We start from the raw sequence: 19,990 nt of genomic DNA on the forward strand, positions 1-19,990 counted from the left end.
ACGGCCATCCGGGTTGCACTCCTTGCAGGGCGCCTCCCGCGCCCTCGCAGGCATGCCATCCAGTCATGCCGCCACAGGCACCGCCGGGCTGCCCCACCAGGCCGTCCGGCTGCCCCGCCAGGCTGCCCCACCGGGCCGTCAGGCTGCCCCACCAGGCCGTCAGGCCGCCCGTCATGCCGTCCGAGCGTTTCGCGCATCCCGTCCGAGCCGTCCGAGCCGAGAGGAACTGCTCCCTTGAGCCAGTACGTGTCCCGCCTCGGCGGCAGCCTCAGCGGCCGCCTCGCCGCCGCCCGTGCCACCCGCCACGAGCCGCCGCGACTGCGCCTGCCCGCCGTGGGCCACCACCGCAAGCCGCGCCGCGTGGCCATGCTCAGCGTGCACACCTCACCGTTGCACCAGCCCGGCACGGGCGACGCCGGCGGCATGAACGTCTACATCGTCGAGCTGGCCAAGCGCCTCGCCGCGATCAACATCGAGGTCGAGATCTTCACCCGGGCCACCACCGGCGGGCTGCCGCCCGTGGTCGAGCTGGCCCCCGGGGTCCTCGTACGGCACGTGGACGCGGGCCCGTACGAAGGCCTCGCCAAGGAGGAGCTCCCGGCCCAGCTGTGCGCCTTCACCCACGGCGTGATGCAGGCCTGGGCCGGCCACCGACCCGGCTACTACGACCTGGTCCACTCCCACTACTGGCTCTCCGGCCACGTGGGCTGGCTCGCCGCCGAACGCTGGGGCGTGCCCCTCGTCCACGCCATGCACACCATGGCCAAGGTCAAGAACGCGGCGCTGGCCGAGGGCGACACCCCCGAACCCGCCGCCCGCGTCATCGGCGAGACCCAGATCGTGGCCGCCGCCGACCGCCTCATCGCGAACACCGCCGAGGAGGCCGACGAACTCGTCCGGCACTACGAGGCCGACCCCGGCAAGGTCGCCGTCGTCCACCCCGGCGTGAACCTCGACCGCTTCACGGTCGGCGACGGCCGGGCCGCCGCCCGCGCCCGCCTCGGTCTGCCGCAGGACGCCGTCATCCCGCTCTTCGCCGGGCGGATCCAGCCGCTGAAGGCCCCCGACATCCTGCTGCGCGCCGTCGCCGTCATGGTCGACCAGGACCCCTCGCTGCGCCGCCGCCTCTTCGTCCCCGTCGTCGGCGGCCCCAGCGGCAGCGGCCTCGCCAAGCCGGAGGGCCTGCAGAAGCTCGCCGCGAAGCTCGGCATCGCCGACCTCGTGCACTTCCACCCGCCGGTGGCGCAGGACGGCCTCGCCGACTGGTTCCGGGCGGCGTCCGTGCTGGTCATGCCCTCGTACAGCGAATCGTTCGGGCTCGTCGCGATCGAGGCCCAGGCCGCCGGTACGCCGGTGCTCGCGGCCGCGGTCGGCGGCCTGCCCGTCGCCGTCAACGACGGGGTCACCGGCATCCTCGTACCCGGTCACGACCCGGCGGACTACGCGCGGCAGCTGCGGCGCTTCGTGGACGAGCCCGGGCTCGCGGACCGGATGGGCGCCGAGGCGGCGCGGCACGCGCAGTTCTTCGGCTGGGACACCGCGGCGAGCGGTACGGCCGACGTCTACACGGCGGCCATGCATGATCACCGCCGTCGCGTACGCTCCCACCATGGCTGACGCTGACACCGCCGGGATCATCGAAGCGACCCTGACCGGCGCGGAACTGAGCTGGGAGAGCCCCTCCCCGGGCACGTACGTCGTCCAGCTCCCCGGCACCCGCAAGCTGAGCACCACCTGCTCGCTCCGGGTCGGAAAGCACTCCCTCTCGGTGAACGCCTTCGTGATTCGCCACCCCGACGAGAACGAGGCGGGCGTCCACCGCTGGCTGCTGGAGCGCAACCTCAAGCTGTTCGGGATGGCGTACGCGGTGGACCGCCTCGGCGACGTCTACCTGACGGCCCGGCTCCCGCTGTCGGTCGTCACCGCCGAGGAACTGGACCGCCTCCTCGGCACGGTCCTGGAGGCGGCGGACGGCTCCTTCAACACCCTGCTGGAGCTGGGCTTCGCGAGCGCGATCCGCCGCGAGTACGAGTGGCGCGTCTCCCGCGGCGAACCGACCTTCAACCTCGACGCCTTCAAACACCTGACGCAGCCGTCGTAACCGGGCTCCGCCGCACATTCAGCCCCTCCGGCGTTTTGAGGAGCGGGGTCTGGGGCGGAGCCCCAGCAGCGGCGCAGCCGCGTTACGCCTCGGCCGGGGCCGGGGCCGGCTTGGACACCGGTGCGGGAGCACCACCGGCCACGGCCACGCCCACGGCCGCGCCCGTACCCGCGTCACCCTCGGAGAGCCCCCGCATCAGCAGCCAGTACCCCGCCGCCGCCACCGTCCCCAGCACACCCGTGGCCCCCCACAGCCAGTCGGCCCCGTACCGGTCGATCACGAAGCCCGCCATCAGCGGCGCCACCAGCGAGGCCACCGCCCACGACAGGTTGTAGACGCCCTGGTAGCGGCCGCGCCCGTGCGCCGGCGACAGCCGCACGACCAGGCTCATCTGGGTCGGCGAGTTCACGATCTCCGCCAGAGTCCACACGCACACCGTCAGCGCGTACGCCCACAGGGGCCCGGCGAAGGCCGTCAGCGCGAACCCGTACCCGGCCAGCAGGGCCGAGATCACCAGCAGCTTCTGCGGGTCGTGCCGTTCGATGAAGGCCGTGACCGGGATCTGCAGCAGTACGATCAGCGCCCCGTTCACGGCGAGGACCAGCCCGTAGTCACCGGGGGAGAACCCGGCGCCGCCCATCGCGACGGGCAGGCCGACCGAGCCCTGCGTGAAGATCAGCGAGATCAGGAACGACAGCCCGACCACGCCCATGAACCGCCCGTCCCGCAGCACGCTCCCGAGCCCGATCGCCGGCGCCTCCCCGCTGGCCGCCTTGCCCGCGGCGCCGGACGAGGGCCCGTCTCCCGGGCGGGACTCGGGCAGCTTCACGTACACGAGCACCGCGCACGTCAGCGTGAGCGCCGCCTCGCCCAGGAATCCGGCCAGGTAGCTGTACTCCGCGATGACGCCCGCCGCCGTCGCGCTGATGGCGAAGCCGAGGTTGATGGCCCAGTAGTTGAGCGCGAAGGCCCGTACGCGGTCCTCCGGGCGGACGATGTCCGCCATCATCGCCGCGACCGCCGGCCGGGACGCGTTCGAGGTCATGCCGACGAGCAGGGCCACCGCCGCGATCGCCGCCGGGTGCTCCATGAAGCCGAGCAGCGCCACCGAGAACGCGGTCGAGGCCTGGGCCGCCAGCAGCGTGGGGCGCCGCCCCAGCCGGTCGGTCATCACGCCCGCGACGAGCGAGGAGACGACACCGCCGAGCCCGTGGAGGGCGACCACCAGTCCCGCGAAGGAGGCCGAGTAGCCCCGGTCCAGGGTCAGGTACAAGGTCATGAAGGTGGCGACGAAGGCCCCGAGCCGGTTGATCAGCGTGCTCGTCCAGAGCCACCAGAACGCGCGGGGCAGACCCGAGACGCTCTCCCGGGCGGCCCGTCTCAGACTGGCAGCGGACATAAGGATTTCCCCCCGGAGACGTAAGTGCCACTTGAGCAGAGTGCACATTACGATCGGCAGGCCCCCGGGCGCCACTCGATTGACGCGCGAGGTCAATCGGAGGACCCTGCCTCGCGCGCGAGCGCCCCCGCCCGTCCATTAGGCTCGTACGCATGGCCGACGCACCGTACAAGCTGATCCTCCTCCGCCACGGCGAGAGCGACTGGAACGCGAAGAACCTGTTCACCGGCTGGGTGGACGTCAACCTCACCGAGAAGGGCGAGAAGGAGGCGGTCCGCGGCGGTGAGCTGCTGAAGGACGCCGGCCTGCTGCCCGATGTCCTGCACACCTCCCTCCAGAAGCGCGCCATCCGCACCGCGCAGCTCGCGCTCGAGGCCGCGGACCGCCACTGGATCCCGGTGCACCGCTCCTGGCGCCTGAACGAGCGCCACTACGGTGCGCTCCAGGGCAAGGACAAGGCGCAGACCCTCGCGGAGTTCGGCGAGGAGCAGTTCATGCTGTGGCGCCGCTCGTACGACACCCCGCCGCCGGTCCTCGAGGACGGTACGGAGTTCTCGCAGTCCGAGGACCCGCGCTACGCGTCGATCCCGAACGAGCTGCGCCCGCGCACCGAGTGCCTCAAGGACGTCGTCGAGCGCATGCTGCCGTACTGGTACGACGGCATCGTCCCGGACCTGCTGGCCGGCCGCACGGTCCTGGTCGCCGCGCACGGCAACTCCCTGCGCGGTCTGGTCAAGCACCTCGACGGCATCTCCGACGCCGACATCACGGGCCTGAACATCCCGACCGGCATCCCGCTCGTCTACGAGCTGGACGCCGACTTCAAGCCCCTCAAGCCGGGCGGCACCTACCTCGACCCGGACGCGGCCGCGGCCGCCATCGAGGCCGTCAAGAACCAGGGCAAGAAGTAACCCTGTAGCCCCAAAGAGCCCCTCACCTGCCGGTTCTCGGCGGGTGAGGGGCTTTGCTGCGCGCGGGAATGTGGTTGCCGGTCTTTCCCGACGGCTGGGCCATTGAGTTCGTGCGACGGTCCAGCTGGATCGGGTTGCTGGAGAACCTTGAGTCGTTGCCCTGGAAGTCGCCACACTCAGTGCAGGTGCTGGTTCACGACGAGGAGGACGAGTGCTTCGGCCTGTGGATGATCCACGACGGCCGACTCGTCGAGATACCTCTGCCGCGTACCCGCCGGGCGTTCTGGCCGAACCGTTCCACGGGTGAGGTTCATCCGGACGCCCCCGGGATCCTCATCCGCACAGACGGACCGGGCGGCTGGCCTGAAGGAGGCTGAGCGTGACGGAGCGGGGTTCCTGTCGCGCACCCGCCGCCGGCTGGTCGGCCCTGGTCTCCCATCTCGGCGTTGGGGATCAGGGGACCGTCCGTTAACGGCCCCTGGGCCGGTGCCGGGCCGTCTGTGGCCGTGAACGGATGACCGCGGCTGCCCGCGAGCTGGCCCCTGACCTGCGCGTGCGGTGCGGGTCAGGGGCTTTTGGTTACTCGTTGTCGTAGTAGCCGAAGATGTCGACGATCAGGTCGGCGCGGTCCCAGCCCTGGTTCCAGAAGTCGACGATGCTGTTGGCATCGGCATCCGCCTGAACCAGGTTGGCGACGGTCTTGCCCGCCGTCCAGTTCAGGGTGGAGGACTGCGGGCGCGCCGGGCTGCCGGCGGTTCCGTTGGCGTAGTCGCCGGTGGAGTTGTGGTCCGGTGCGACCGAGAGGAAGCCCGCGCCGCGGGTGTTGGTGACCGTGGTGTTCAGCACCCAGGCCTCCTGCTCCACCGAGAAGGCCTGCCAGAGGTACCCGCGCGTGGGCCACGGCCCCTTGGACCAGCTCTCGCGCGTGTCGATCTGCCGGACGGGCGCGACCGGCACGTAGGCGCCGTTGCTCGCGGTGCTGTACGTGCCGACCAGGTCCACGATGACGTCGGACGGGGCCCAGGCGCCGTTGCGGACGGTGATCTCGCCGTCCTTGTTGACCGGCACGATCACCGAGTTGGCTACCGTCTGCCCGGCGGTGAAGTTCACGTTCGACGTGGTCGGCGCCGCCGCCCCGGCCGGGTGGACGGTCAGGTGACCGGCCTCCTGCGGGTTGGTCGCGGTCACGTTCAGCGCGACGGCGGTGGCGCCCGGCTGGGCCACCTTGACGGTGAAGGACCCCTGGCCGGCGACCGCGCCGAGTCGCGTGCCGGTCCCGGAGCGGGTGTCGACGACCCGGGTCGGCGCCTGCGCGACGTAGCCGCTCGCTTCCTGCCGGCCGAAGTAGCCGGTGACGTCCGCGAGCAGATCGACCCCCTCCCAGCCGCCGTTGTACAGCTCGACGTAGCCGTCGGCGCCGACCTGCGCGATCACCAGGTTCGGGACGGACTGACCGGCCTCGAAGTTGATGTTCGATGCGGTCGGCCGCGTGCCGCCGGAGGCGAAGACGCTGACGTGCCCGCCACTGGTGGTATTCGTGGCGGTCACGTTGAGCGCGACGGCGGTGACCCCGGCGGGGATGCCGCCGTTCCCCGCGACCTTCAGACGGGTGGAGGAGTACCCCTTGACCTTGCCCTTGACGGCGCCCGTGCCGCTGCGGGTGTCCAGCAGGCGGGTGGGACCGTACGGGGTGAACTCCGAGCCCGCAGTCGTGACCCGGACCTCCTTGGTCTCCTGCGTCCCGAGTGCCGGATCGACGACGGTGGCCTTGATCGTGTACTCGCCGAGCTCCTTGTACGTGTGATTGGCCCGCGTTTCCCAAGCGCCGGCGGCCGTCACCGTTTCCGTGGTCCCGTCACCCCAGTCGATGGTGGTGTCCAGCGGCGGTGCGGACCGGGCCAGCCGGACCGTCAGCTCGAAGCTGTGCGCCGTCGACATCCGGGCGCTCAGGGAGAGACCCAGCTGCGGGCCGGCGGTGGCGCCGCTGGTGAAGGTCTCGAACCCTGCCGCCAGACCCTTGGCCGGGCCGGCGGCGGGTGCCCCCGCCGGCTGCGCGGCGGGCTTGACCGGATCAGCGGCCTGAGCCGTGCCGGGGATGAAACCGATGCTTGCCGCCACGATGGCGGCAGCGGACATTACGAGTCGGCGATTGCGCACCGAACCCCCCATTTTTTAGCTTTTGAACGTGCTCAGCGTGAGCTCGCACAGCCTACCGAGCAGCGCGCGGGTGATCACCCGGCCATCGGGCCGGGCGGGGCCGACGGGGGGCCTAGGTCCAATGGCGCATGGCGTGCGGGGCCGGGGGTGGGGAGAGTGGCGGGCATGGAACCTCTCGACCCCGCCCGTACCGATGCCTACCTGCGCCGCCTGGGAGCGGCGCGGCCCGCCCGGCCCACGGCCGGCTCGCTGCGCGAGCTGCACCTGGGCCACCTGCGGGCCGTGCCGTTCGAGAACCTGTCGATCCACCTCGGCGAGGACCTCGTGCTCACCCGGGACGCCGTCTTCGACAAGATCGTGACCGCCGGGCGCGGTGGGATCTGCTACGAACTGAACGCCGGGTTCGCCGAGTTGCTGGGCGCCCTCGGTCACCGGGTGGAGCTCCTCCAGGCCCGGGTGTACGGGAAGGACGGCGCGCTCGGCGTCCCGTACGACCACCTGGCGCTGCGCGTCGACGGGCGCTGGCTCGCGGACGTGGGCTTCGGCGACCACACCGCGTATCCGCTGGACCTGGACGAGCCGGGGGAGCAGAAGGACCCGGCCGGGGTGTTCCTGGTCCGGCCGGCCCCGGATGCGGATGCGGATGCGGACGGGGACCTCGAGGTGCTGCACGACGGCGTGCCCGTGTACCGGCTGGAGACCCGCCCGCGCGCGCTCGCCGACTTCCTGACGGGCGCCTGGTGGCACTGCACCAGCCCGGAGTCCGGCTTCACCAAGGGCCCGGTCTGCTCCCGGCTCACCGCGGACGGCGGCCGGATCACCCTGCGGGACCACACCCTCATCACCACCGCGGCGGACGGCGACCGTACGGAGGAGGAGCTGGCGACCGAGGACGAGGTACGGGCCGCCTACCGCACCTGGTTCGGCATCGTGCTCGACCGGCTGCCCGTGCCGCTCCACCCCCGGCCCTGAGCCGATCCCCCACCCGTGAGCGCCGGGCCACACCGGCGGCCCGGAACGGCTGGGTGACGAGCCGCGTCCGGGCAAGCGCCTAGTCGGGGTAGGTCTCGAAGGTGACGACGGCGGCGGCCTCGCCGTCCCAGGTGACGTCGACCTCCACCGCGTCGATCCCGCCGTTCCCGAAGTTGGGGGCCTTCGGGTAGCCGAGGTTGAGGTGGAGTCCGTTCCGGACCTCGAACACCCCGCGCGGGTCCTGCTGGGAGGGGAACCGTTCCTTGGGGTGGGAGTCGAGCCAGCCCCGGACCTCCGAGCGCGGCATGCGGAACGTCCCCGACCACTGGCTTTCGAAGACGATGTCGCTCTTCTCGACGCACGCCTGCGCGTCCGCGCCCGCCGGGAGGGTCCAGCCCATCGCCTTCATGGCCTTCGCGCACGCGGCCGGCTTCGCCCCGGTCTTGCCCGCGCCGTCCAGTACGTGGAGGACGTACCCGGCCAGGGCCACCATCGGCAGGACGACCGTGAGCCCCCCGAGGGCGATCAGCCACTTCGTCAGCGGTCGCATCTGCTGTCCCATCGCACCGTTCCCCAAGATCTATTCGAACGTGTTCAGAATCCAGGACGCGGAGGGGCGCGGGACGGTTCCCCGCCGAGCGGGCGCACGCAAGAAGGGCCCCGGCCGAGGGAACTCGGACGGGGCCCTTCGTGTGCGTCGAGCCGGTGACGGCTGCGGTCAGCCGCCGCACTGGCAGGGGGCGCCGGACTGGCAGCCGCAGCCGCAGCCCGAGCCGCAGCCGCATGCGGCGAGCAGCGGGAGGCGCAGGGGCTCCGGCCTCGGCGGCTGCTCCTGCTCCGGGGTGATGGGGACGGGGGAATCGGGCATGGTTCCTCCTCGCAGGCGGTGTACAGGGAGTCGTACGGCCTTCGCCTCATTCATGCCCAGTGCCACCGGCGCGTCAACGGCGCATTGGGGCTCGCAGCGCTCGCAGCGCTCGCCGGCTTGCCGTGCCGCCGCGCCCCGGTGTCAGACGCCCTCGACCTGCGTCGGCTGCTGGAGGTCGTCCGCGTGCTCACCCGTCACCAGGTAGACGACGCGCTTGGCCACCGACACCGCGTGGTCCGCGAAGCGCTCGTAGTAGCGGCCCAGCAGCGTCACGTCCACCGCCGTCTCGATGCCGTGCTTCCAGCGGTCGTCCATCAGGTGCTGGAACAGCGTGCGGTGCAGCTGGTCCATCTCGTCGTCGTCCTGCTCCAGCTGGAGGGCGAGGTCGACGTCCTTCGTGATGATCACCTCGGCGGCCTTCGCCATCAGGCGCTGCGCCAGCTGACCCATCTCCAGGATGGTGGCGTGCAGGTCCCGCGGGACCGCCGTGTCCGGGAAGCGCAGCCGGGCGAGCTTCGCCACGTGCTGGGCCAGGTCACCGCTGCGCTCCAGGTCGGCGCTCATGCGCAGCGAGGTCACCACGATGCGCAGGTCGGTGGCGACGGGCTGCTGGCGGGCCAGCAGGGCGATGGCGCGGGCCTCCAGGTCGTGCTGGAGGTCGTCGACCTTCTGGTCGGCGGCGATGACGCTCTCGGCGAGCTTCAGGTCGGCGTCGAGCATGGACGTCGTGGCCCGCCCGATCGCGGAACCGACGAGCCGGGCCATCTCGACCAGGCTTTCTCCGATCGAGTCCAGTTCCTCGTGGTACGCGTCGCGCATGTCTCGTGTCCCTCTCTCGACCTACTACTGCTGTACTGCCCGGGGCGGGCCGGGGCGGCCTTTGGCCCCACGTTGACACGGTGAGCCGCAAACGCGTCCGACTCCGGCATCACAAGTGAATCAACCCCGTCGCCAGGGTGAACTCTGGGCGACGACTGTTCGAGCTGCCACCCGAACGGCTGTGGAAGTGTCGTCGGGCCTGCTTAACCTGGATCCATGGACGTGAACGCGGCGGTCGCCGCAGCTGCAGCGATCGCCGGTCTTTGCACCGGTGTGATCGCGATGCTGGCGTTCCGCTGGAGCGAGCGCGACCAGGCCCGCCCCACCCGGAGCTCCATGCGCCCCGACATCAACGCGGTGCTCCCGCCCGGCGTGGACACGGTCCTCTCCGTGCTCCGCTCCTCCGCCGTCGTACTGGACGAGGGCGACGCGGTCGTCAAGGCCAGCTCGGCGGCGTACGCCCTCGGCCTGGTCCGCGGCGGCAAGCTCGCCGTCGAGCCCATGCTCCACATGGCCCGTGACACCCGGCGCGACGGGGAGATACGCCAGGTGGAGCTGGACCTGCCCCGGCGCGGCACCGGCCGCGGCGAGGCCCTCGCCGTCTCGGCGCGCGTGGCCCCGCTCGGCTCCCGCCTGGTGCTCCTCCTGGTCGAGGACCTCACCGAGGCCCGCCGCATCGAGGCCGTACGCCGCGACTTCGTGGCCAACGTGTCGCACGAGCTGAAGACCCCGGTCGGGGCGATCTCGCTGCTGTCCGAGGCCGTCATGGACGCCTCGGACGACCCCGAGGCGGTCAGCCGCTTCGCCGGCCGCATGCAGATCGAGGCCACCCGCCTGATCAACCTCGTGCAGGAGCTCATCGACCTCTCCCGGGTACAGAACGACGACCCGCTGGAGGACGCCGAGCCCGTACGCGTGGACACGCTCGTGGCCGAGGCCATCGACCGCTGCCGCCACACGGCGTCCTCCAAGCAGATCACCATGGCCGCGGGCGGCACCGCCGACCTGCGGGTATGGGGCAACCGGGGACAGCTCGCGGCCGCCCTCGGAAACCTGGTCGAGAACGCCGTCAACTACAGCCCCGCCCGCACCCGCGTCGGCATAGCCGGCCGCAGGGTGGCGGCACCTGGGGGAGACTTGATCGAGATCGCCGTGACCGACCAGGGCATCGGCATCCCGGAAAAGGACCGCGAGCGCATCTTCGAGCGCTTCTACCGCGTGGACCCGGCCCGCTCCCGTGCCACGGGAGGAACGGGCCTCGGCCTTGCGATCGTGAAGCACGTGGCGGCCTCGCACGGCGGGGAGGTGTCGGTATGGAGCTCGGAGGGCCAGGGCTCCACGTTCACCCTGCGACTCCCCGAAGCGGCCGCGCCGGCCCCGGCGCAGACCCCCCACACCCACTCCACCCCTGCCTGAACCAGAACCGCACCAGCCATTCCTGCCCCGGAGGTCCTTCCGTGACCCGAGTGCTCGTCGTCGAGGATGAGGAATCCTTCAGCGACGCCCTGTCGTACATGCTCCGCAAGGAGGGCTTCGAGGTCGCCATCGCCGCGACCGGGCCCGATGGGCTGGACGAGTTCGAGCGCAACGGCGCCGACCTCGTCCTCCTCGACCTGATGCTTCCCGGCCTGCCCGGCACGGAGGTCTGCCGGCAGCTGCGCGGCCGTTCCAACGTTCCCGTGATCATGGTGACCGCCAAGGACAGCGAGATCGACAAGGTCGTCGGGCTGGAGATAGGAGCAGACGACTACGTCACCAAGCCCTTCTCCTCGCGGGAGCTGGTCGCCCGCATCCGCGCGGTCCTGCGCCGCCGCGGCGAGCCGGAGGAGGTCACCCCGGCGGCCCTGGAGGCCGGGCCCGTACGGATGGACGTCGACCGCCACGTGGTCACCGTCGCCGGCGGCAAGGTGGACCTCCCGCTGAAGGAGTTCGACCTGCTGGAGATGCTGCTGCGCAACGCGGGCCGCGTACTGACCCGCATGCAGCTGATCGACCGGGTCTGGGGCGCCGACTACGTCGGTGACACCAAGACCCTCGACGTCCACGTCAAGCGCCTGCGCGCCAAGATCGAGCCGGACCCGGGCGCGCCGCGCTACCTGGTGACGGTCCGCGGCCTCGGCTACAAGTTCGAGCCGTAAGCCGCACCCCGCCGCCGCGCGCGGCGGTGTGCGTACGGGAAGGGCCCCCAGCCGCTGGTGCGGATGGGGGCCCTTCCCGTTGGTGTACGTGTACGGCGCTACGCCGCCCTCGGGGTCAGTGGCCCGCGCTGTGCGAGGGAGAACCCGACGGCGTGCCGGCGGCGCTGCCCGAGGGGGAGCCGGACGGGCTGCCGGACGGGGTGGCACCGGACGGGGAGCCCGACGGGGAGCCGGAGGGGGTGCCGGACGGGGAGCCGCCGGCGGCCGGGGTGGCGGCCGGGGCCACGGTCGGGCCGTAGGGCGCGTACATGCCGGTGGCCGGGACCACGAAGGCCTCCAGCTCGACGCCGCCCGTGCTGCTCAGCTGGAAGACGACCTTCTGCACTTCGCCGTCCCGGACGGTCGCGGCCCCGTCCTCGATCACGGCGGAGGCGTTGCCCTTGCCGCCGATCACCACGGAGCCGAGGGCGGGCACGGTGACCTTGCCGGAGCCCTCGGCGGCCTTCAGCGTGACCTTGCCCTTGCCACCCGGGAGGGTGATGCCGTCAAGGGTCTGCGCCTTGGTGCCGTTGTTGAAGAGCGTCGCCGAAACGACCGCGGGGCCCTTCTCGCCCTTCTGGCCCTGGGTGATCACCAGTGCGTTCTGGACCTCGATCTCGCCCTTGGTGGCGGCGGCGTTGTCCGGCTTGATCTGGAGGGTCTGCGCGTCCTGGCCCGCACCGCATGCGGCCAGCGAGGCGATCGAGAACACGACGGCGGTGGCGGCGAGGGCGCCGCGTCGAAGGCTGCGGCTCACGGCGGCGGCATCTCCTTGGACGAACGGAAGGGGCGGGTGGGCGCTCGGAACGGCCGAGGTAAAGCCGCTCTAAGGGTGTGTCAGCGGGCTTAGGTTACCGAGCCGCCGCCCCGCCCCCGCACCCGACCCTCCGCAGCGCAGCCGCCACCCCGCGGGCGCCCCGCGATCTTGCATTCCGCCCGCCCTTCCGCCCGCCCTTCCGGCCGCTCTTCGCCGCGCCGATCATGTGGCCCTCGCATATCGTGCGCCGGGTGCCCGGTGATCAATTTCCCGGATTCCCCCGAACACCACTTCGTGATCAATTCGGGATTGGGCCGGAACCCGCTGCGCAGGGGCGGCCGCCAGTCGAACGGAGTAGTTCGGTTTCCCGACTCCGAAACCGGCAAAACGGGACGTACATCACACGGATGGGTGTGTGGGGCAGGTGTAGCGTGGCCCTTTCCCCTGGTCCGCGCAGCGCCCCCGACCTGCGAATACCCCCTTCCGCAAGCCCTTCGCAGCACGTTCCTGTTGGTGTTGTCAAGCCCCGAGATGTGCCCTGACCTGCGAAAACGCCATTCATAACAGTCAGTTCTCGTGTTACCCTGGATAGCCACGGAAGGGGTACCTGTCACATGACGTTCAAGGTTGGCGACACCGTGGTCTATCCCCATCACGGGGCCGCGCTGATCGAGGCCATTGAGACTCGTCAGATCAAAGGCGTGGACAAGACCTACTTGGTGCTCAAGGTCGCCCAGGGCGACCTGACGGTTCGTGTGCCTGCGGACAATGCGGAGTTCGTCGGCGTTCGCGACGTAGTCGGCCAGGACGGGCTGGACCGGGTCTTCGAGGTGCTCCGCGCACCGTATGCAGAAGAGCCGACGAACTGGTCCCGGCGCTACAAGGCAAATCTGGAGAAGCTCGCTTCTGGCGATGTCATCAAGGTCGCCGAAGTGGTGCGTGACCTGTGGCGTCGTGAGCGTGAGCGCGGGCTTTCCGCGGGTGAGAAGCGCATGCTCGCGAAGGCACGCCAGATCCTGGTGAGCGAGCTCGCGCTCGCTGAGAACACGAACGAGGACAAGGCCGAGGCCCTCCTCGACGAGGTGCTCGCGTCCTGACGCGAGGCATCCCGTGCACAGCCTCTGTGCACAGTCTGCCGCGGTGCCCGATGACAAGGTCTCTCCTCCACGAGGGACCTGTTGCCGGGCGCTGCGGCATGTCTGTATCCGTACGTATCCGTACTCTTCTGCACTACCTCACCGCCACCGACTCGATGGCGTGCCGGGCCCGGGCAGCCTGCTCGACCGGTCGTCACGGAAGGGGCGAGGGCGTCGCACCCGGCACCCTTCAGGCCATACCCATGTCGGCCGAAGTCACAAACCTGGCTCGGAGCTACTGATGTCTGACGTAACGCGCCCCCACCGCACCGCCGCGGTGATCCCGGCCGCCGGCCGCGGGGTACGCCTCGGGCCCGGTGCCCCCAAGGCCCTGCGGGCCCTCGGCGGCACCCCGATGCTCGTCCACGCCGTCCGCGCGATGGCCCGCTCCCGCGCGGTCTCCCTGGTCGTGGTCGTCGCCCCGCCCGCCGAGACCGCCGAGGTGCGCCTCCTGCTGGGCGAGCACGCGCTGCCCGAGCGGACCGAGCTCCTCGTCGTCCCCGGCGGCGAGACCCGCCAGGAGTCGGTGCGCGCCGGCCTGGACGCGCTGCCGCAGGACATCACCTCCGTCCTCATCCACGACGCGGCCCGCCCGCTCGTCCCCGTTGACACCGTGGACGCCGTCGTCGAGGCCGTACGCGACGGAGCCCCCGCCGTGGTGCCCGCGCTGCCCCTGGCCGACACCGTCAAGGAGGTCGAGCCCGGCAAGCCCGGCGAGGCCGAGCCGGTGCTCGCCACGCCCGAGCGGGCCCGGCTGCGCGCCGTGCAGACCCCGCAGGGCTTCGACCTCGCCACCCTGCTGCGCGCGCACGCCGCGATCGCCGTCGACGGCGAGGGGGCCACCGACGACGCTGGCATGGTGGAACGGCTCGGCGTCACGGTCGTGGTGATCCCCGGCCACGAGGAGGCCTTCAAGGTCACCCGCCCGCTCGACCTGGTCCTCGCCGAGGCCGTACTCGCCCGCAGGAGGGCCACCGATGCTTTCTAGTCCGCAGAGCCCGCAGAGCCCGCAGGCCCCGCTGATCCCGCTCGTCGGCATCGGCACCGACGTGCACGCCTTCGAGACCGGCCGCGAGCTGTGGTGCGCCGGCCTGCTCTGGGAAGGCGAGGACGGTCTCGCCGGCCACTCCGACGGCGACGTCGCCGCGCACGCCGCCTGCGACGCCCTCTTCTCCGCCGCCGGCGTCGGCGACCTCGGCGCCCACTTCGGCACCTCCCGCCCCGAGTGGTCCGGCGCCGCCGGCGTCACCCTCCTGGCGGAGGCCGCCCGCATCGTCCGCGCCGAGGGCTTCGAGATCGGCAACATCGCCATCCAGGTGATCGGCGTGCGCCCGAAGATCGGCAAGCGGCGCGAAGAGGCGCAGAAGGCGCTCGCCGCCGCGGCCGGCGCCCCCGTCTCCGTATCCGGCACCACCACCGACGGACTGGGCCTCACCGGCCGGGCCGAAGGGCTCGCCGCCATCGCCACCGCCCTCGTGTACCGGACGAACCGGGCCTGAACACCTGGAGCAACGGCACTTCTTCCACAACAAAGGTGCCCCGCGTCCCCAAAGGGCGCGGGGCACTGCTACAGGCCCACTACCCTGGATGCCGTGACTATTCGCCTGTACGACACCAGCGCCCGGCAGATCCGCGACTTCACCCCGCTCACCGCGGGCTGTGTCTCGATCTACCTGTGCGGCGCCACGGTGCAGGCCGCCCCGCACATCGGGCACATCCGGTCGGGCCTCAACTTCGACATGATGCGCCGCTGGTTCGAGTACCGGGGCTACGAGGTCACCTTCATCCGCAACGTCACGGACATCGACGACAAGATCATCGCGAAGTCCGCCGAGCAGCGCCGCCCGTGGTGGTCCATCGGCTACGAGAACGAGCGCGCCTTCAACGACGGCTACAGCGCCCTCGGCTGCCTCCCGCCCACCTACGAGCCCCGCGCTACCGGCCACGTCACCGAGATGGTCGAGATGATGCGCGGCCTCATCGAGCGCGGTCACGCCTACGAGTCCGAGGGCAACGTCTACTTCGACGTGAAGTCGTACGCCGACTACCTCTCGCTCTCCCGCCAGGAGCTGGACAACATCCGCCAGCCGGAGAGCACCGGCGAGACCGGCAAGCGCGACGCCCGTGACTTCGCCATGTGGAAGTCCGTCAAGCCCGGCGAGCCCTCCTGGGAGACCCCGTGGGGCCGCGGCCGCCCGGGCTGGCACCTGGAATGCTCCGCCATGGCGCACAAGTACCTCGGCGAGGCCTTCGACATCCACGGCGGCGGGCTCGACCTGATCTTCCCGCACCACGAGAACGAGATCGCCCAGGCCAAGGCCTTCGGCGACGAGTTCGCGAACTACTGGGTCCACAACGCCTGGGTCACCATGTCCGGCGAGAAGATGTCCAAGTCCCTCGGGAACTCGGTCCTCGTCTCCGAGATGGTCAAGCAGTGGCGCCCGATCGTCCTGCGCTACTACCTCGGCACCCCGCACTACCGGTCGATGATCGAGTACAGCGAGGAGGCACTGCGCGAGGCCGAGTCGGCCTTCGCCCGGATCGAGGGCTTCTACCAGCGCGTCATCGAGAAGGCGGGCGGCCCCGTCGAGGCCGCGGCCGAGGTCCCGCCCGCGTTCGCCGAGGCCATGGACGACGACCTGGGCGTCCCGCAGGCGCTCGCCATCGTCCACACCACCGTCCGTCAGGGCAACAGCGCGCTCGCCGCCGACGACAAGGACGCGGCCATCGCGCGCCTGTCCGAGGTGCGGGCCATGCTGGGCGTCCTCGGTCTGGACCCGCTCGACCCGCACTGGGCCGGCGAGGCCGACCGCGGGGAAGACCTCCACGGCGCCGTCGACACCCTGGTGCGCCTCGTCCTCGAACAGCGTGAGTCCGCGCGGTCCCGCAAGGACTGGGCGACCGCCGACGCCATCCGCGACCAGCTCCAGCAGTCCGGTCTGGTCATCGAGGACAGCCCCACCGGCCCGCGCTGGACGCTCGGCCCCCGCTGAGGCCGGCCGGCTGAGCTTGGTGTGCCGCCCGGCGCTCCGGGCGGCACACTCTTCATACGTACATACCGCAGCACCAACGAAAACAGGTAGAAGTCATGGCCGGGAACAGCCAGCGCAGGAACCGCCGCACGTCCAACAAGAAGGGCGCGACGGTCGGCAGCGGTGGCCAGCGGCGCAAGGGACTGGAAGGCAAGGGCCCCACGCCCAAGGCCGAGGACCGCAAGAAGCACAAGGCCAACCGCATCAGCAACGCCATGGCCCGCCAGGCCGCCAAGCGCCGCCCGGCCCCCCGCCGCGGCGGCCCCAAGGGCACCAGCGAGATGGTCGTCGGCCGCAACCCGGTCTTCGAGGCGCTGCGCGACGGCGTGCCCGCCACGACGCTCTACGTCCAGCAGTTCATCGACAACGACGAGCGCGTCCGCGAGGCCCTCCAGCTCGCCGCCGAGCGCGGCAACATCAACCTGATGGAAGCCCCGCGCCCCGAGCTCGACCGCATGACCAACGGGCTCAACCACCAGGGCATGGTGCTCCAGGTCCCGCCGTACGAGTACGCGCACCCCGAGGACCTCACCGCGGCCGCCTACGACGACGGCGACGACCCGCTGATCGTGGCCCTCGACGGCGTCACCGACCCGCGCAACCTCGGCGCGATCGTCCGTTCCGTCTCCGCCTTCGGCGGCCACGGCGTGGTCATCCCCGAGCGCCGCGCCGCCGGCATGACCGCCGGCGCCTGGAAGACCTCCGCCGGCACCGCCGCCCGCACCCCGGTCTCCCGCGTCACCAACCTGACCCGCGCCCTCCAGGACTACAAGAAGGCCGGCATCACCATCGTCGGCCTCGCGGCCGAGGGCGAGCACACGGTCACCGACCTGGAGGCGCTCGGTGGCCCGGTCGTCATCGTCGTCGGCTCCGAGGGCAAGGGCCTCGGCCGTCTCGTCGGCGAGAACTGCGACTACCTGGTGCGCATCCCGATGCCGGGCGGCGCCGAGTCCCTCAACGCCGGTGTCGCCGCGGGCGTCGTGCTCTACGAGGCGGCCCGCCGCCGCGCGGACCGCGGTCGCGTCTGATCCGCGGATCGCTTGATCCACTTGGCTCACGGAATGTGACCCGTGAGCGTGTCACCCCGCCCGTTTCGGGCGGGGTGGCTTGATCTTGACGGGTCTCGGACACATCCCTGTCGTCAAGGCAGTGTCCTAAACACTGATCACTCGGTTAGATGAGTGTGGACACCAGAACGTCAGGGTTCGACGACCAGCCCGCGCTGAGCATGGTCAAGGTGCCGTGCGATCCCGCACAGGTCATCGTCAACCACGCCAGCTTCCGCGTGCGGCTCGCACCGAGCCCGAGCGCGCGTTCCAAGCCCGCCAAGGCCCCCGGCCGCGCGCCCGTCCTGGGCGGTGCCGTGGTGGCGGCCGCCGGGGCCACCCGCCGCCGTGCCCCCGTGGTGTGGAGCGGCAAGTCCGACGCGGGCGACGCCGCGGCCATGGGCGGACTGCTCCAGGCCGTACGCGAGGCCGGGCGCGGCCACGACGGGTACGACGGCGGCGAGTACGACGGCGGAGCCACCCAGGTCATCCCGCGCATCGACCTCGCCCACGACCTCGCCGAGGACACCCTCGCCACGCCGACCGTCATCGGCCAGCGCAGCTACGGGGACCCCACCGAGACGCGCCCGCTGGCCGCCGTACGGGACCTGCCCCACCAGGAGCCGCCCGGCTCCGGACCCGGGCCGGACGCGCGGCGGCCGGCCGCCGACAACCGGGGACAGGCCTCGTACTACCCGGGCCGCCGGATGAACCTCGGCGTCGTGCTGCTCCCGCTGCGCGTCTTCCTCGGCTTCATCTCCATCTACGCCGGCATGGGCAAGCTGTGCGACCCCGTCTACTTCGACGGCGGCGAGCGCGGCTCCATGGTCACCTGGCTGCACACGCTCACCCCGTGGGCCCTCGCCGAGCCGCTGCGCGACTTCGCCCTCGCGCACCCGGTCGGCGCGGGCCTGAGCGTGGCCTTCCTCCAGGTCATCGTCGGCGTGCTGACGGTGTTCGGCCTGTGGCAGCGGTTCGCCGCCTGCTTCGGGGCGCTCCTGTCCGCCGCGCTGCTGATGACGGTGAGCTGGAAGACCGTCCCCGCCTACGACGCGCCCGACATCATCTACCTCGCCGCCTGGAGCCCGCTGATCATCGCGGGCGCCCCGGTCTACTCCCTCGACGGACGCCTCGCGGGCGAGGCCTGGCGCACCCTCGGGCCGCGCTCGGAGATCTGGCGGCTGCGGCGGCGGGTCCTGCGCCGCGGAACCATCATGGCCACCATCGTCTGCGGACTCACCCTGCTCGTCGGCTCGCTCCTCGGCGGCGCCGTCCGCTCCACGACCGTCGTCACCGTCCCCGGGCCCGGGCAGGCCCCGACCAACTACCTGCCGGGCCGGCCGCTGCCGAAGACCCCGGCCAGGCAGCAGCCCGCCGCGCAGCCGACGACCAAGGCGGCCACCCCCTCGGCGTCCGCCACTCCCACCGAGCCCGCCGCGAAGTCCGGCAAGAGCGCCTCGGGCGCCCCCAGCCGGGAGACGGCCGGGACGGGATCCCAGTCGCCGACCGCGACCCGGGGCACCACCGGCAAGCAGCAGACCCCGCGCAGCACCCCCCGCCAGTCCACCTCGCCCAGGCAGCCGTCCTCCTCGGGCAGCTCGAACGGCGGGGGCGGGACTCCGACGAAGCAGCCCGGCCTGATCGGCGGTCTCATCGGCTGATCCCCACCGACGGGGAGCGGTACGAGGACCGGGGCCCGGCGCGCGCGAGCGTGCCGGGCCCCTTCGCATGCGCCGGGCGACGCGCGCAGCGCCGTACGGGGGTGGGGGGGCGGGGCGAGGCCGGGTGCCGAGGGCCGTGAGGGGGCTCAGGAGCCCGCCTGCGCCGCCAACTCCCTTGCGGCCTCGGTCAGGTCCTTCGCGGTGTCGATGGCCCGCCAGTAGGCCCCCTGGGGCAGCGGGAAGCCGGCCAGCCGCCGTTCGCGCGCCAGGCGCGGGAAGGTGGTCCGCTCGTGGTCCCCGAAGTCCGGGAGCAGCGCGGCGAATTCGGGTCCGAAGACGTACACGCCGGCATTGACCGGGTACGGCGAGGGCGGAGCCTCGATGAAGTCCAGTACCTGCCCGAACTCGTTGGTCTCCACGACCCCCCAAGGGATCCGCGGCCGGGCCAGCGCCAGCGTCGCCACGGCGCCGCGTTCGGCGTGGAAGGCCGCCATCTCGCGCAGCGAGAACCGGGTCCAGATGTCGCCGTTCGTCGCGTACCAGGCCTCGTCCGGGTGCGGGAGGTGGCGTGCGGCGTACTTGAGGCCACCGCCGCGGCCCAGCGGCTCCTCCTCGACCACCGTGGTCACGCGCAGCGGCAACCGGGCCCCGGCCAGCCACTCCTGGAGGACCCCGGCGAGGTGCCCGCAGGAGATCACCGCGTCCGTGACGCCCTCGGCGGCCAGCCAGGCCAGCTGGTGCCCGATGATCGGCACCCCCGTCCCGGGGATCTCGACCATCGGCTTGGGGCGGTCGTCCGTGTACGGACGCAGCCGCGAACCCTGGCCGCCCGCCAGGACGACGGCCTGGGTGGGGGCGGCGGGGAACGCGGCTGCGGAGGAAGCGGAGGGAACGGGTGGAGCGGATGGAGTGGGTGGAGCGGATGGTGCGGATCGGTGGTCGTCGGTCATGGCG

General features: G+C 71.8%; 19 protein-coding genes. 12 read left to right on the top strand and 7 right to left on the bottom strand.

The annotated features are described in order from the left end of the window. The first annotated feature begins 234 nt into the window (after positions 1 to 234). Both mshA and ACFYZ4_RS12200 read left to right on the top strand, forming a co-directional pair. The gene (gene mshA, locus ACFYZ4_RS12195) at positions 235 to 1,617 is read left to right on the top strand and encodes a D-inositol-3-phosphate glycosyltransferase (RefSeq protein ID WP_384347542.1); all 1,383 of its coding nucleotides are present in this window, start codon (positions 235 to 237) and stop codon (positions 1,615 to 1,617) included. Next, a complete protein-coding gene (locus tag ACFYZ4_RS12200; RefSeq protein WP_351296735.1) occupies positions 1,610 to 2,101 on the top strand; it encodes a YbjN domain-containing protein in 492 nt (163 codons plus the stop codon). The genes mshA and ACFYZ4_RS12200 overlap by 8 nt, the downstream gene beginning before the upstream one ends. A gap of 82 nt (positions 2,102 to 2,183) precedes the next feature. Here the strand turns inward: ACFYZ4_RS12200 and ACFYZ4_RS12205 are convergent, their stop codons facing one another. Beyond that, positions 2,184 to 3,500, bottom strand: a complete 1,317-nt coding sequence (locus tag ACFYZ4_RS12205; protein WP_384347545.1) for an MDR family MFS transporter — start codon at positions 3,498 to 3,500, stop codon at positions 2,184 to 2,186. 152 nt (positions 3,501 to 3,652) lie between these two features. Here ACFYZ4_RS12205 and ACFYZ4_RS12210 point away from each other — a divergent pair, with 152 nt between their 5' ends. Next, entirely contained in the window at positions 3,653 to 4,411 is a 759-nt protein-coding gene (locus ACFYZ4_RS12210; protein WP_351300049.1) for a phosphoglyceromutase, read from the top strand. A 579-nt stretch (positions 4,412 to 4,990) separates the two neighbouring features. On the opposite strand, the gene ACFYZ4_RS12215 is transcribed toward ACFYZ4_RS12210, so the two are convergent. Beyond that, positions 4,991 to 6,529 (bottom strand): PKD domain-containing protein, encoded by a 1,539-nt coding sequence (locus tag ACFYZ4_RS12215; protein WP_390783848.1) that lies wholly within the window; start codon positions 6,527 to 6,529, stop codon positions 4,991 to 4,993. Positions 6,530 to 6,733: 204 nt separating this feature from the next. On the opposite strand from ACFYZ4_RS12215, the gene ACFYZ4_RS12220 reads away from it, so the two are divergent. Continuing rightward, positions 6,734 to 7,540 carry an arylamine N-acetyltransferase gene (locus ACFYZ4_RS12220; RefSeq protein ID WP_351300040.1) on the top strand — a complete coding sequence of 269 codons (807 nt, stop codon included), beginning with the start codon at positions 6,734 to 6,736 and terminating at the stop codon, positions 7,538 to 7,540. Between the two features lie 79 nt (positions 7,541 to 7,619). On the opposite strand, the gene ACFYZ4_RS12225 is transcribed toward ACFYZ4_RS12220, so the two are convergent. The 3 genes from ACFYZ4_RS12225 to phoU form a co-directional block, all read right to left on the bottom strand. After that, on the bottom strand, positions 7,620 to 8,102 hold the full coding sequence (locus ACFYZ4_RS12225) for a hypothetical protein (protein ID WP_351300037.1): 483 nt from the start codon (positions 8,100 to 8,102) through the stop codon (positions 7,620 to 7,622). A gap of 156 nt (positions 8,103 to 8,258) precedes the next feature. Next, on the bottom strand, positions 8,259 to 8,408 hold the full coding sequence (locus ACFYZ4_RS12230; protein ID WP_167344738.1) for a hypothetical protein: 150 nt from the start codon (positions 8,406 to 8,408) through the stop codon (positions 8,259 to 8,261). Between the two features lie 141 nt (positions 8,409 to 8,549). Next, on the bottom strand, positions 8,550 to 9,227 hold the full coding sequence (gene phoU / locus ACFYZ4_RS12235) for a phosphate signaling complex protein PhoU (protein ID WP_351300034.1): 678 nt from the start codon (positions 9,225 to 9,227) through the stop codon (positions 8,550 to 8,552). Positions 9,228 to 9,443: 216 nt separating this feature from the next. Between phoU and ACFYZ4_RS12240 the strand changes: the two genes are divergently transcribed. Continuing rightward, the gene (locus ACFYZ4_RS12240) at positions 9,444 to 10,643 is read left to right on the top strand and encodes an ATP-binding protein (protein WP_351300031.1); all 1,200 of its coding nucleotides are present in this window, start codon (positions 9,444 to 9,446) and stop codon (positions 10,641 to 10,643) included. A gap of 41 nt (positions 10,644 to 10,684) precedes the next feature. After that, positions 10,685 to 11,365 carry a response regulator transcription factor gene (locus tag ACFYZ4_RS12245; RefSeq protein WP_030387286.1) on the top strand — a complete coding sequence of 227 codons (681 nt, stop codon included), beginning with the start codon at positions 10,685 to 10,687 and terminating at the stop codon, positions 11,363 to 11,365. Between the two features lie 115 nt (positions 11,366 to 11,480). Here the strand turns inward: ACFYZ4_RS12245 and ACFYZ4_RS12250 are convergent, their stop codons facing one another. Further along, positions 11,481 to 12,161 (bottom strand): DUF461 domain-containing protein, encoded by a 681-nt coding sequence (locus ACFYZ4_RS12250; RefSeq protein WP_351300028.1) that lies wholly within the window; start codon positions 12,159 to 12,161, stop codon positions 11,481 to 11,483. 614 nt (positions 12,162 to 12,775) lie between these two features. Between ACFYZ4_RS12250 and ACFYZ4_RS12255 the strand changes: the two genes are divergently transcribed. From ACFYZ4_RS12255 to ACFYZ4_RS12280, 6 genes are all read left to right on the top strand, one after another. Further along, positions 12,776 to 13,258, top strand: coding sequence for a CarD family transcriptional regulator (locus ACFYZ4_RS12255; protein WP_003953493.1), 483 nt, complete (start codon positions 12,776 to 12,778; stop codon positions 13,256 to 13,258). A gap of 280 nt (positions 13,259 to 13,538) precedes the next feature. Further along, on the top strand, positions 13,539 to 14,285 hold the full coding sequence (ispD, locus tag ACFYZ4_RS12260) for a 2-C-methyl-D-erythritol 4-phosphate cytidylyltransferase (RefSeq protein ID WP_351300025.1): 747 nt from the start codon (positions 13,539 to 13,541) through the stop codon (positions 14,283 to 14,285). Continuing rightward, a complete protein-coding gene (ispF, locus tag ACFYZ4_RS12265; RefSeq protein ID WP_365482709.1) occupies positions 14,275 to 14,796 on the top strand; it encodes a 2-C-methyl-D-erythritol 2,4-cyclodiphosphate synthase in 522 nt (173 codons plus the stop codon). Before ispD ends, ispF begins: the two co-directional genes overlap by 11 nt. Positions 14,797 to 14,889: 93 nt before the next feature. Continuing rightward, positions 14,890 to 16,290 (top strand): cysteine--tRNA ligase, encoded by a 1,401-nt coding sequence (gene cysS, locus ACFYZ4_RS12270; protein ID WP_351300019.1) that lies wholly within the window; start codon positions 14,890 to 14,892, stop codon positions 16,288 to 16,290. Between the two features lie 95 nt (positions 16,291 to 16,385). After that, positions 16,386 to 17,357: a 23S rRNA (guanosine(2251)-2'-O)-methyltransferase RlmB gene (gene rlmB / locus ACFYZ4_RS12275; RefSeq protein WP_351300016.1), complete on the top strand. Its 972-nt coding sequence runs from the start codon at positions 16,386 to 16,388 to the stop codon at positions 17,355 to 17,357. Between the two features lie 149 nt (positions 17,358 to 17,506). Beyond that, on the top strand, positions 17,507 to 19,036 hold the full coding sequence (locus ACFYZ4_RS12280; protein ID WP_351300013.1) for a DoxX family membrane protein: 1,530 nt from the start codon (positions 17,507 to 17,509) through the stop codon (positions 19,034 to 19,036). Between the two features lie 146 nt (positions 19,037 to 19,182). On the opposite strand, the gene ACFYZ4_RS12285 is transcribed toward ACFYZ4_RS12280, so the two are convergent. Then, positions 19,183 to 19,986 carry a nucleotidyltransferase family protein gene (locus ACFYZ4_RS12285; RefSeq protein ID WP_351300010.1) on the bottom strand — a complete coding sequence of 268 codons (804 nt, stop codon included), beginning with the start codon at positions 19,984 to 19,986 and terminating at the stop codon, positions 19,183 to 19,185. Positions 19,987 to 19,990 lie beyond the last annotated feature (4 nt).

This window comes from Streptomyces sp. NPDC001513 (assembly GCF_042894695.1).
GTDB lineage: Bacteria > Actinomycetota > Actinomycetes > Streptomycetales > Streptomycetaceae > Streptomyces.